Genomic DNA, 11,753 nt, shown 5'->3' with positions numbered 1-11,753 from the left:
TCCGCCTCGGACTCACCGGCTGGCCGCGCTCGGCGGAGGAGTCCATCGTGGCGCGCGACGCGATCCTGGCCCGGGACGCCGGCGCGCGGGTCCACATCTGCCACGCCTCCACCACGGGCACGGTCGAGCTGCTGAAGTGGGCGAAGGCGCAGGGGATCTCGATCACCGCGGAGGTCACCCCCCACCACCTGCTCCTCGACGACACGAGGCTCGAGACGTACGACGGGGTCTACCGGGTCAACCCGCCACTGCGCGAAGCCCACGACACCCTCGCCCTGCGTGACGCGCTCGTCTCGGGGGTGATCGACTGCGTCGCCACCGACCACGCCCCCCACGCCGCCCAGGAGAAGTGCTGCGAGTTCGCGGCCGCCCGCCCGGGCATGCTCGGGTTGGAGACGGCGTTGCCCATCGTGGCGGCCCTCCTGGTCGAGTCGGGGGAGATGAGCTGGCGCGATCTGGCCCGCGTCATGAGCACGCGGCCCGCCGAGATCGCCGGTCTCACCGACCAGGGGCGCCCGATCGAGGTCGGGGAGCCCGCCAACCTCGCCGTCGTCGATCCCGACTCCCCGTGGACCGTCGTCGGGGAGGAACTCGCAAGTCTGTCCGCCAACACCCCCTACCAGGGGATGACGTTCGCCGCCCGGGTCGTGGGCACCGTATACCGGGGCCGCATGACCAGCCGCGACGGAGAGGTACTCGCATGACACAGGACGTCTGGACCCTGGTGGGCGTGATCGTCGTCTTCCTCGGCCTGCTCGGGTTGATGGCATGGGGCTGGCGAAATCGCAGCCGCTCCCAGGCCGGCCTCTTCGACACGCTGCCGGAGGTTCCCGCCGAGACCGGTGACGTGGTGCTGGGACCGCTGACCGGCGTGTACATCGGCAGCACCGTGGCGGGTGACTGGCAGGCGAGGATCGCCCGGGCACCGCTCGGCCACCGCTCGGCCGCCACCCTCACCGCGTTCACCGGTGGACTCCGGCTCGACCTCGCCGACGCCACGGTGTGGATCCCCCGCGCCGACCTGGTGGACGTGCGACGCGCCTCCGCCCTCGCCAACAAGACCGTGCCCGGCGGCGGGATCCTCGTCGCCCGATGGCAGGTCGACGGCCACGACGGCCCCACCCTGATCGACTCCGGCTTCCGGGCCGACGACAAGGACTCGTACCCCCGCTGGGAGGCCCTGCGCGGCGACGCCGCACCGCCCACCCGGCCGGACACCCCCCGCTCCACCACCGAGGAGAACAAGTGACACCGCACAACGAAACCACCGTCGCACCGGGGGGCCGCGCGCCCGCCGCCCTCGTCCTCGAGGACGGCCGCATCCACCGCGGCACGGCGTTCGGGGCGACCGGGACCACCCTCGGGGAGGCCGTCTTCACCACGGGGATGTCGGGGTACCAGGAGACCCTCACCGACCCGTCCTACCACCGGCAGATCGTCGTCAGCACCGCTCCGCAGATCGGCAACACCGGGTGGAACGACGAGGACGGTGAGTCGCTGCTCGACGGCCGGAACGGCGGCGGTCGGATCTGGGTGTCGGGTCTGGTGATCCGGGACCTGTCGCGCCGTGCCTCCAATTACCGGTCCGAGCGCACGCTCGAGGACGAGATGCTCGCCCAGGGCATCGTGGGGATCGCCGGGGTGGACACCCGGGCGGTCGTCCGCCACATCCGGGATCTCGGGGCGATGAAGGCCGGCATCTTCTCGGGTGAGGACCTGGTGGACGACGAGTCGATGCTCGCGACCGTCCGGGCCCAGGAACCCATGGCCGGCGCGTCACTGGCCGAGGCCGTCTCGACCGACACCGCCTACGTCGTGGAGCCCGAGGGGCGGGCACGCCATTCCGTGGCGGCGCTCGACCTGGGCATCAAGACCAACACCCCCCGCATGCTCACCGCACGCGGCGTGCGGGTCCACGTGCTCCCGTCGGACGCGACCCTGCAGGACGTGCTCGACCTCGACGTGGACGGGGTGTTCCTGTCCAACGGCCCCGGGGACCCGGCCACCGCCGACGCCGCCGTGCACCTGACCAAAGAGGTCCTGAGCCAGGGGATCCCGTTCTTCGGGATCTGCTTCGGCAACCAGATCCTGGGCAGGGCGCTCGGGCTCGAGACCTACAAGATGAGGTTCGGCCACCGCGGGATCAACATCCCGGTGGTCGAGAAGGCGACCGGGAGGGTCGCCATCACCTCCCAGAACCACGGGTTCGCGCTCCGCGCCCCGGAGACCGAGACCTGGGAGACACCCTGGGGTACCGCCACCGTCACGCACGTGTGCGCGAACGACGGGACCGTCGAGGGGGTCGCCCTCACCGACGGTTCCGCCTTCTCCGTCCAGTACCACCCCGAGGCCGCGGCGGGTCCCCGTGACGCCGCCGACCTCTTCGACCGCTTCGTCAGCCTGCTCGACTCAGCAACCGGTGACGCCGCCGACAACGGTTCCGCAGACTCCAGAAAGGGCTCGAACTGATGCCCCGCCGCACAGACATCAACCACGTCCTCGTGATCGGTTCCGGCCCGATCGTCATCGGTCAGGCCTGTGAGTTCGACTACTCCGGCACCCAGGCGTGCCGGGTGCTCCGCGCCGAGGGACTGCGCGTGACGCTGGTCAACTCCAACCCGGCCACGATCATGACCGACCCCGAGTTCGCCGACAGCACCTACATCGAGCCGATCACGCCCGAGTACATCGACAAGATCTTCGTCAAGGAGGCGGCCGACGGACACCCCGTCGACGCCGTCCTCGCCACGCTGGGCGGCCAGACCGCGCTCAACGCCGCCATCCAACTCGACGCGCAGGGGATCCTGACAAAGCACGGCGTGGAGCTGATAGGCGCCGACATCCCCGCGATCAACCGCGGTGAGGACCGTCAGACCTTCAAGGACATCGTCGCGAGTGTGGGAGGCGACTCCGCGCGAAGCGCCGTCTGTCACACCATGGACGAGGTCCACGCGACCGTCGCCGAACTGGGTCTGCCCGTCGTGGTCCGCCCGTCGTTCACCATGGGCGGGCTCGGCTCCGGCCTGGCCTACACGACCGAGGACCTCGAGCGGATCGCCGGCGGCGGGCTGTCCGCCTCGCCCACCGCGAACGTCCTCATCGAGGAGTCGATCCTCGGGTGGAAGGAGTTCGAACTCGAGCTCATGCGGGACAACAAGGACAACGTCGTCGTGGTCTGCTCGATCGAGAACGTCGATGCCCTCGGGGTCCACACGGGCGACTCCGTCACCGTCGCACCGTCCATGACCCTGACGGACCGCGAGTACCAAGACATGCGCGACCTCGGCATCGCGATCATCCGCGAAGTCGGCGTGGACACGGGCGGTTGCAACATCCAGTTCGCCATCAACCCCGTCGACGGTCGCCTCGTGGTGATCGAGATGAACCCGCGCGTCTCACGGTCCTCGGCGCTGGCCTCCAAGGCCACCGGGTTCCCCATCGCCAAGATCGCCGCCCGGCTCGCCATCGGCTACTCGCTCGACGAGATCACCAACGACATCACCGGCGAGACCCCGGCGTGCTTCGAGCCGACCCTGGACTACGTGGTGGTCAAGGCCCCCCGCTTCGCGTTCGAGAAGTTCCCGGGTGCCGACGACACCCTCACCACCACCATGAAGTCGGTGGGCGAGGCGATGAGCCTGGGCCGCAACTACCGCGAGGCGCTGGGCAAGGTGATGCGCTCGCTGGAGACCAAGGCGGCCGGCTTCTGGACCCTGCCCGACGAGACGATCGCGCCCGGACGGTCGACCGACGTCGACGCCGTCCTCGCGGACCTCGTGCGCCCGACCGAGGGCCGGATGTACGACGTCGAGCTGGCGCTCCGCCTCGGCGCGACCGTCGAACAGGTCCACGAGGCCTCGGGGATCGACCCGTGGTTCCTCGAGGAGGTCGCCGCGCTGGTCGAGCTCCGTCAGGAGATCGTCGACGCACCGGTGGTCGACGAGGCGCTGCTGCGCCGCGCGAAGCACAACGGCCTGTCCGACGCCCAGATCGCGGCTCTGCGGCCCGAGTTCGCGGGCGCCGAGGGCGTCCGGCGTCTGCGTCACCGGCTCGGCGTGCGGCCCGTCTACAAGACCGTCGACACCTGCGCCGCGGAGTTCGAGGCCAAGACCCCGTACCACTACTCGACCTACGAACTCGACCCCGCGGCCGAGTCCGAGGTCGCCGCCCAGACGGAGCGCGAGAAGGTCATCATCCTGGGCTCCGGACCCAACCGGATCGGGCAGGGCATCGAGTTCGACTACTCGTGCGTCCACGCCGCGCTCACGTTGTCCGAGGCCGGGTACGAGACCGTGATGGTCAACTGCAACCCGGAGACCGTCTCGACCGACTACGACACGGCGGACCGTCTGTACTTCGAGCCGCTGACGTTCGAGGACGTCATGGAGGTCTACCACGCCGAGTCCGGGTCGGGAACCGTCGCCGGAGTCCTCGTCCAGCTCGGCGGCCAGACCCCGCTCGGCCTGGCGGCACAGCTGGAGGAGGCCGGCGTCCCGATCGTGGGGACCAGCCCGTCGGCCATCGACCTCGCTGAGGACCGGCGCGAGTTCGGCGAGGTCCTGGTGAGGGCCGGTCTGCCCGCACCCGCGTTCGGGACGGCCATCAACGCCACGGAGGCCACGGAGATCGCGGCGCGCATCGGCTACCCCGTGCTCGTCCGACCCTCGTACGTGCTGGGCGGGCGGGGGATGGAGATCGTGTACGACGAGTCGTCGCTGCGGTCGTACATCGAGCGCGCCACCGAGATCAGCCCGGACCGCCCGGTCCTGGTCGACCGCTTCCTCGACGACGCGGTCGAGATCGACGTCGACGTGTTGTGCGACGGCACCGAGGTCTACCTGGGTGGCGTCATGGAGCACATCGAGGAGGCCGGCATCCACTCCGGGGACTCCGCGTGCGCCCTCCCGCCCATCACCCTGGGGCAGGACGACATCGACCGCGTCCGCCGCTCCAGTGAGGCACTGGCGTTCGGCATCGGCGTCAAGGGACTGATGAACGTCCAGTACGCGATCAAGGACGACGTCCTGTACGTGCTCGAGGCGAACCCCCGCGCCAGCCGCACCGTGCCGTTCGTCTCCAAGGCGACCGGCGTGCACCTCGCCAAGGCGTGTGCCCGCATCATGATGGGTGAGACGATCGCCGACCTCAAGGCCGAGGGGCTCCTCCCGTCCGACCGGGACGGCGGTTCGCTCCCGGCGGACGCGCCGGTCGCCGTCAAGGAGGCGGTCCTCCCGTTCAATCGTTTCCGCACCCCCGAGGGCAACCCCGTCGACTCGCTGCTCAGCCCGGAGATGAAGTCGACCGGTGAGGTCATGGGCATCGGCCCCAACTTCGCCGTCGCCTTCGCCAAGGGCCAACTCGCGGCCGAGGGCGTCCTCCCGACGTCCGGGACCGTGTTCGTCTCGGTCGCGAACCGGGACAAGCGGTCCATGGTGTTCCCGGCACAGCGCCTCGCCGCGCTCGGGTTCACGGTCCTGGCCACCGAGGGCACCGCGCTCATGCTCCGGCGCTACGGGATCGCGTGCGAGACCGTGGCGAAGCTGACCGAGGCCGGGGGAGGGCCGGTCGATGAGCAGGGCGACCCGGTCCGGACGATCGTCGACCGGATCAACGCCGACGAGGTCGACCTGATCCTCAACATCGCCTCGTCCACCGGGGGGACCCGCGCCGACGGGCACGAGATCCGCTCGGCCGCTATCACCCGGAGGGTCCCGTGTATCACCACCGTCCAGGGCGCGACGGCGGCGGTGCACGGCATCGAGGCCATCCGGCGCGGTGACGTCACGGTGAGCCCCCTCCAGGAGTTGCACAGCGGGTTCGCCGCCCGATGACCGGGGGCGCACCCCGAGACCCGTTCGGTGCGCGGCTGCGGTCCGCCGTCTCCGCACGCGGGAACCTCTGCGTGGGGATCGATCCCCACCCGGCGCTCCTCGAGTCCTGGGGGCTGGGAGTGGACGCCGCCGGGGTCCGCGAGTTCTCCCGCCGGTCCCTGGAGGCGTTCGGGGATCTCGTGCCGGCGGTCAAGCCCCAGGTGGCGTTCTTCGAGGAGCACGGTTCCGCGGGCTTCGCGGTCCTCGAGGAGGTCCTGACGTCGATCGCCGAGTCGGGAGCGCTGTCGATCGCGGACGCCAAGCGCGGGGACATCGGATCCACCATGGCCGGGTACGCCCGGGCCTGGTTGGCCGCGGACTCACCACTGGCCTGCGACGCCCTGACCGTGTCCCCGTACCTGGGGGTGGGCTCGCTCGAGGCCGCCTTCGACACCGCATCGGCGAACAACCGCGGGCTGTTCGTGTTGGCCCGCACCTCCAACCCTGAGGCGGGGGGCCTGCAGGCGGCCACGGGACCCTCCGGAACGGTCGCGCAGTCGGTCGTGGACGAGGTGGGCCACCGGAACGGCGCATCGGGGCCCGGCACGCCGGGCCCGTTCGGTGTCGTCGTGGGCGCGACGGTCGCCGACCCGCCCCGACTGGACGGTCTCCGCGGCCCGGTCCTCATGCCGGGAGTGGGGGAGCAGGGGGGGACGCTCGCGGACGTCCGGAGGATCGCCGGGCCCGCGTTGGCCCACACCCTCGTCAACGTCTCCCGGCACGTCCTGCGGTCGGGCCCGGACGTCGGGGCGATGCGTGCGGTGGTCCGCGATCTGGCCCGTACCTACCGTTTCGTCGGGTCCGCCTGAGCGGTCCGGCACCCCGGCGGAGTGCTGGCGTCACACGGGACGGCTGGCGTCACAGGGGCCACGTCGCCGGGAGCAGACGCCGTGACCCGGTCGCCCCATTTAGGGCGGTTCGGTTCGCGGGAGCACGCGACCGGCGTTAGTCTTCTCCTCACCTCACACGTCAATCCGCAGTTCAGGCGGGGTGCCACGCCGGGCCCCGCGCGACGACGAGGCCATTCGGCCGCGTACTGTTGCTGAGGTCATCAGGCCCGACGCCGTGCCGGTCTCCCGCGAGGGGGGCGGAATCGCCCGGGTACGGTGAGCACGAGGGAGCGCCCGCTCCCGGCACGAGCCGCAGCCCGCGGACGCGCCGGGGTCGGTCACCGCACACCACACGTGGATGTCCTACGGTGGACACCCGCGTGAGTCATGAGACACACACGAACGAGACGGAGGAATTGTGGCCCTTCCCCAGTTGACCGATGAGCAGCGTGCAGCTGCTCTGGAGAAGGCGGCTGCCGCCCGTCGCGCCCGGGCTGAGCTCAAGGAGCGCCTGAAGCGTGGTGGCACCGACCTCAAGCAGGTGCTCAAGGATGCCGAGAGCGACGAGATCCTCGGCAAGATGAAGGTCTCGGCGCTGCTCGAGGCCCTGCCCAAGGTCGGTAAGGTCAAGGCTCAGGAGATCATGACCGAGCTGGAGATCGCACCGACGCGTCGCCTGCGTGGTCTCGGAGACCGCCAGCGCCGCGCACTGCTCGAGCGGTTCGACTTCACGGTCGACTGATCGACGCATGAACACACCGTCATCCGGGGTCTCGTCCCCGGAAGCGACGGCGAAGAGGGGCCGGCTGATCGTCTTGGCCGGCCCCTCCGCCGTCGGCAAGTCAACCGTCGTGGCACGGCTGCGTGACCGCGTTCCGGACCTCTACTTCAGCGTCTCCATGACCACCCGGGACCCGCGTCCCGGGGAGGTCGACGGGCGCGACTACCACTTCGTCAGCACCGAGGAGTTCCGCGAGGCCGTCGACCAGGGACGGATGCTCGAGTGGGCCGAGATCCACCGGGGCCTCCAGCTCTCGGGCACCCCGGCCGACCCGGTCCGCCGCGCCCTCGAGGAGGGCCGGCCGGTCCTCATCGAGGTCGACCTCGCCGGCGTCCGGCAGATCCGTGAGTCCATCCCCGAGGGACGTACCGTGTTCCTGTCCCCGCCGTCGTGGGAGGAACTCGAGCTCCGTCTCCGCGGCCGGGGTACCGAGCCGCACGAGGTCGTCACCCGCAGGCTCGAGACGGCGAAGGTCGAGATGGACGCCCGCGGGGAGTTCGACGAGGTCGTCGTCAACGACGAACTCGAGGTCGCGGTCGACGAGTTGGTATCATTGCTGGTCGGCCAAGACTGACGCCGAATCCGACGCGAGAGCACCACCCCAGGCCAGAGCACCACCCAGGCTGTACCCAGAGGAGAACCCATAGTGGCCACCATCGAAGCCGCAGCGGCAGCCCCGTTGTACGACACCCCGATCGGCATCACCAACCCCCCGATCGACGAGCTCCTCGAGCGGGCGTCCTCCAAGTACGCCCTGGTGATCTTCGCCGCCAAGCGCGCCCGGCAGATCAACTCGTACTACAACCAGATCGAGGAGGGCATCCTCGAGTACGTCGGTCCCCTGGTCGACCCCGGTCTGCATGAGAAGCCGCTGACGATCGCGCTGCGCGAGCTCCATTCCGACCTGCTCGACTGCGCCGAGGGAGAGTGACCCACTCCGGGGGCGACGTGCGGCGCACGCGCGTCGTCGTCGGGGTCGGCGGCGGAATCGCCGCCTACAAGGCCTGTGGCCTGATCAGGCTCCTCACGGAGTCCGGGTGCCACGTCGACGTGGTCCCCACCGAGGCGGCCCTGCGGTTCGTCGGGTCCGCCACCTTCGAGGCACTGTCGGGGAACCCGGTCTCCACCGGGGTGTTCTCGGACGTGCCGTCGGTCCGCCACGTCGCCCTCGGGCAGCGGGCGGACCTCGTCGTGGTCGCCCCCGCGACGGCCGATCTGCTCGCGCGGGTCGCCTCCGGGCGCGCGGACGACCTGCTCACCTCCACTCTTCTGACCGCGCGGTGCCCCGTGCTGCTCGCGCCGGCGATGCACACCGAGATGTGGGAGCACCCGGCGACGAGGCGCAACGTCGACACCCTCCGGGGCGACGGCGTGCACGTCATGCCGCCCGCATCCGGGAGACTCACCGGGGCCGACACCGGCGCCGGCCGCCTGCCCGAGCCGGCCGATATCGCGCGTCTCGCGAGTCTGCTGCTCGACGGCGGCGGCCTCCCGTGGGATCTGGCCGGCAAGCGGGTCGTGGTGACGTCCGGTGGTACCCGCGAGGAGATCGATCCGGTGCGGTTCCTCGGCAACCGCAGTTCCGGGAAGCAGGGGCACGCGATCGCCGCTGTCGCGGCGGCGAGGGGAGCGAGGGTCACGCTCGTGACCTCCTCCGACCTGCCGGTGCCGGCGGCCGTGGAGGCGATCCACATCGACTCCGCTCGCGAGCTACGCGACGCCACCTTCGCCGCCGCGGCCGAGGCGGACGTGGTCATCAAGGCCGCGGCGGTGGCCGACTTCCGCCCGACGGACGTGTCGTCCTCCAAGCTCAAGAAGGGCACCGGATCCGAACCGGCCGAGATCCGGTTGGAACGCAATCCGGACATCCTCGCCGAGCTCGTCGCGGGCCGCGGGTCCGGGGACGTCCCCGCGGACTGCGTCCTGGTCGGGTTCGCCGCCGAGACCGGCGACTCCTCGGGATCGGTCCTCGACCACGGCCGGGCGAAGCTCGCCCGGAAGGGGTGCGACCTCCTCGTCGTCAACGAGGTCGGTCGCGGCACCACTTTCGGGCAGGACGTCAACGGCGGGTGGATCCTGGACGCCGCGGGCGGGGAGACGCCGGTGGACAGGGCGAGCAAAGATCTCCTGGCCAGCCGGATCCTCGACGCCGTGGTGTCCCGGGCCGCGGCCCCATCCGCGCGAACCACCACGGACCGCACCGACTAGTCTGTCCCCACGCGATCGACCGATCACACGCATCCGGCACCAGGAAGAGAGAACCACTGTGACGCAGGCACGTCGGCTGTTCACCAGCGAGTCCGTGACCGAGGGGCATCCGGACAAGATCTGTGACGCGATCTCGGACGCCATCCTGGACGCGATGCTGACGCAGGACCCCGAAGCCCGTGTCGCCGTGGAGACCATGGTGACCACCGGGATGGTGCACGTGGCCGGCGAGGTCAAGACGAGCGGCTACGTGGAGATCCCGCAGCTCATCCGCGAGAAGATCGTGGAGATCGGATACGACTCCTCCGACAAGGGTTTCGACGGCGTCTCCTGTGGTGTGTCGATCTCGATCGGGCAGCAGTCCCCCGAGATCGCCCAGGGCGTGGACACGTCGCACGAGGCACGGACCTCCGCCGACCCGGTCGAGGACGCGATCGCCCGACAGGGCGCCGGCGACCAGGGCCTGATGTTCGGTTACGCGTGCTCGGACACCCCTGAGCGCATGCCGCTGCCCATCGCTCTGGCACACCGCCTGTCACGCCGGCTGACCGAGGTCCGCAAGGACGGCACGTTGGCCTACCTGCGCCCGGACGGCAAGACCCAGGTGACCATCGAGTACGACGGCGACCGCGCGGTACGCCTGGACACGATCGTCATCTCGACGCAGCACGCACCCGAGATCGATCTGGAGACGACGCTGCGCGACGACCTCACCGAGCACGTCATCGGGCCGGTCCTCGCCGAGGCCGCGGCCGGTATCGAGACCGGCGAGTTCCGCCTCCTGGTCAACCCGACCGGACGGTTCGTGCTCGGCGGCCCGATGGGCGACGCCGGCCTGACCGGACGCAAGATCATCGTCGACACCTACGGCGGCATGGCCCGCCACGGTGGCGGCGCGTTCTCCGGAAAGGACCCGTCCAAGGTCGACCGCTCCGCGGCGTACGCCATGCGGTGGGTCGCCAAGAACATCGTCGCCGCCGGCCTGGCCGAGCGGGTCGAGGTCCAGGTCGCCTACGCCATCGGCAAGGCCGCCCCGGTCGGGCTGTTCGTCGAGGCGTTCGGGACCGAGAAGGTCGACATCGCGGCCCTGCAGGAGGCCGTCACCGAGGTGTTCGACCTGCGTCCCGGCGCGATCATCCGCGACCTGGACCTCAAGCGTCCGATCTACGCCGGGACGGCCGCCTACGGTCACTTCGGCCGGACCGATCTGGACCTCCCCTGGGAGAGGACCGACCGCGTCGACGAACTCAAGCGGGCCGTCGGGCACTGACGACCGTCCTGGTTGTCGGAGCGGGGTGCGAGAATCCGAGACCGTGACCACGACGCGCCCAGCGGCCCGGGTCGCGGCGGCCACGGCCCCCGTGGCCCGGGTCCTGCCCCTGCTCGGGGTTCCGCATCTGGACCGGGAGTTCGACTACCTGGTCCCGGAGTCCCTGGCCGACCAGGCGGTACCCGGTACCCGCGTCCGCGTGCGGTTCGCCGGCCGCCTCGTCGACGGGTACCTCGTGGAGCGCTCGGACGAGACGGATCACCGCGGGGAGCTCGCGTGGCTCGAGCGCGTCGTCTCGCCGGAGCCCGTGCTCACACCGCAGTTGCTCCGGCTGGTCGACCTGGTCGCGCGACGGTGGGTGGGCATGCGCTCGGACGTCCTGCGACTGGCGATCCCCCCGCGGCACGCCGCGGCCGAGAAATCGGTGCCGGACCGCGAACCACCGCTGGGTGTGACGGAGGGCCCGGTCGAGATCCCGGTCGGCTGGTCCGACCACCCGATGGTGACGCGGTTCCTCGACGCGGCGACCGGGGGGGTCCCGGCCCGGGCCGTCTGGACCGTGCCGCCCGGACGGGACTGGGCGCGCGCACTCGCCGCCCTGGCGGACTCGGTCAGGCGGAGGGGCCTGCAGGTGTTGCTGATCGTCCCGGACCAGCGGGACGTCGACCGGTTGACCGCGGAGTGTCGGCAGATCGTGGGCGGGGGAGCCACGGGGCGGGACCTGGTGGTCGACCTGTCCGCGGGGATCGGCCCCTCGGCTCGGTACCGACGGTGGCTGCGGGCGGTCCGCGGGA

Annotated in this window: 10 protein-coding genes and 1 pseudogene; all 11 read left to right on the top strand. The window is 70.9% G+C overall.

The window, feature by feature from the left end; all coding sequences use genetic code 11:
* Positions 1 to 704, top strand: a 704-nt coding sequence (locus G6021_RS06015; protein WP_182638952.1) for a dihydroorotase, incomplete at its 5' end; no start/stop codon positions are given.
* Positions 701 to 1,249: a hypothetical protein gene (locus G6021_RS06010; RefSeq protein ID WP_182609398.1), complete on the top strand. Its 549-nt coding sequence runs from the start codon at positions 701 to 703 to the stop codon at positions 1,247 to 1,249. The genes G6021_RS06015 and G6021_RS06010, both read left to right, overlap by 4 nt.
* Positions 1,246 to 2,469 (top strand): glutamine-hydrolyzing carbamoyl-phosphate synthase small subunit, encoded by a 1,224-nt coding sequence (gene carA / locus G6021_RS06005; RefSeq protein ID WP_182640849.1) that lies wholly within the window; start codon positions 1,246 to 1,248, stop codon positions 2,467 to 2,469. The genes G6021_RS06010 and carA overlap by 4 nt, the downstream gene beginning before the upstream one ends.
* Positions 2,469 to 5,831, top strand: coding sequence for a carbamoyl-phosphate synthase large subunit (gene carB, locus G6021_RS06000; RefSeq protein ID WP_182640848.1), 3,363 nt, complete (start codon positions 2,469 to 2,471; stop codon positions 5,829 to 5,831). Before carA ends, carB begins: the two co-directional genes overlap by 1 nt.
* The gene (gene pyrF, locus G6021_RS05995; RefSeq protein WP_182640847.1) at positions 5,828 to 6,679 is read left to right on the top strand and encodes an orotidine-5'-phosphate decarboxylase; all 852 of its coding nucleotides are present in this window, start codon (positions 5,828 to 5,830) and stop codon (positions 6,677 to 6,679) included. Before carB ends, pyrF begins: the two co-directional genes overlap by 4 nt.
* Before the next feature lie 439 nt (positions 6,680 to 7,118).
* Positions 7,119 to 7,442 carry an integration host factor, actinobacterial type gene (mihF, locus tag G6021_RS05990; RefSeq protein ID WP_007631925.1) on the top strand — a complete coding sequence of 108 codons (324 nt, stop codon included), beginning with the start codon at positions 7,119 to 7,121 and terminating at the stop codon, positions 7,440 to 7,442.
* Positions 7,443 to 7,449: 7 nt separating this feature from the next.
* The gene (gene gmk / locus G6021_RS05985) at positions 7,450 to 8,055 is read left to right on the top strand and encodes a guanylate kinase (protein WP_182609394.1); all 606 of its coding nucleotides are present in this window, start codon (positions 7,450 to 7,452) and stop codon (positions 8,053 to 8,055) included.
* A gap of 72 nt (positions 8,056 to 8,127) precedes the next feature.
* Complete coding sequence (rpoZ, locus tag G6021_RS05980) at positions 8,128 to 8,412, top strand: DNA-directed RNA polymerase subunit omega (protein WP_107747549.1); 285 nt, start codon at positions 8,128 to 8,130, stop codon at positions 8,410 to 8,412.
* Positions 8,409 to 9,689: a bifunctional phosphopantothenoylcysteine decarboxylase/phosphopantothenate--cysteine ligase CoaBC gene (gene coaBC / locus G6021_RS05975; RefSeq protein ID WP_182640846.1), complete on the top strand. Its 1,281-nt coding sequence runs from the start codon at positions 8,409 to 8,411 to the stop codon at positions 9,687 to 9,689. Before rpoZ ends, coaBC begins: the two co-directional genes overlap by 4 nt.
* Before the next feature lie 58 nt (positions 9,690 to 9,747).
* Positions 9,748 to 10,959, top strand: coding sequence for a methionine adenosyltransferase (metK, locus tag G6021_RS05970; protein ID WP_182640845.1), 1,212 nt, complete (start codon positions 9,748 to 9,750; stop codon positions 10,957 to 10,959).
* A gap of 43 nt (positions 10,960 to 11,002) precedes the next feature.
* Positions 11,003 to 11,753: pseudogene (locus tag G6021_RS05965) on the top strand (primosome assembly protein PriA); the annotation flags it as partial.

Source organism: Dietzia sp. CW19, assembly GCF_014145265.1.
GTDB lineage: Bacteria > Actinomycetota > Actinomycetes > Mycobacteriales > Mycobacteriaceae > Dietzia > Dietzia natronolimnaea.
Note: the sequence above shows the minus strand (reverse complement) of the source record. Positions and strands in the feature narration are given on the sequence as shown.

What these genes read in the sequence shown, in the direction of transcription:
- pyrF (WP_182640847.1), top strand. Translation starts at nt 5,828, where the DNA reads ATGACCGGGGGCGCACCCCGAGACCCGTTCGGTGCGCGGCTGCGGTCC.
- G6021_RS06010 (WP_182609398.1), top strand. Translation starts at nt 701, where the DNA reads ATGACACAGGACGTCTGGACCCTGGTGGGCGTGATCGTCGTCTTCCTC.
- carB (WP_182640848.1), top strand. Translation starts at nt 2,469, where the DNA reads ATGCCCCGCCGCACAGACATCAACCACGTCCTCGTGATCGGTTCCGGC.
- gmk (WP_182609394.1), top strand. Translation starts at nt 7,450, where the DNA reads ATGAACACACCGTCATCCGGGGTCTCGTCCCCGGAAGCGACGGCGAAG.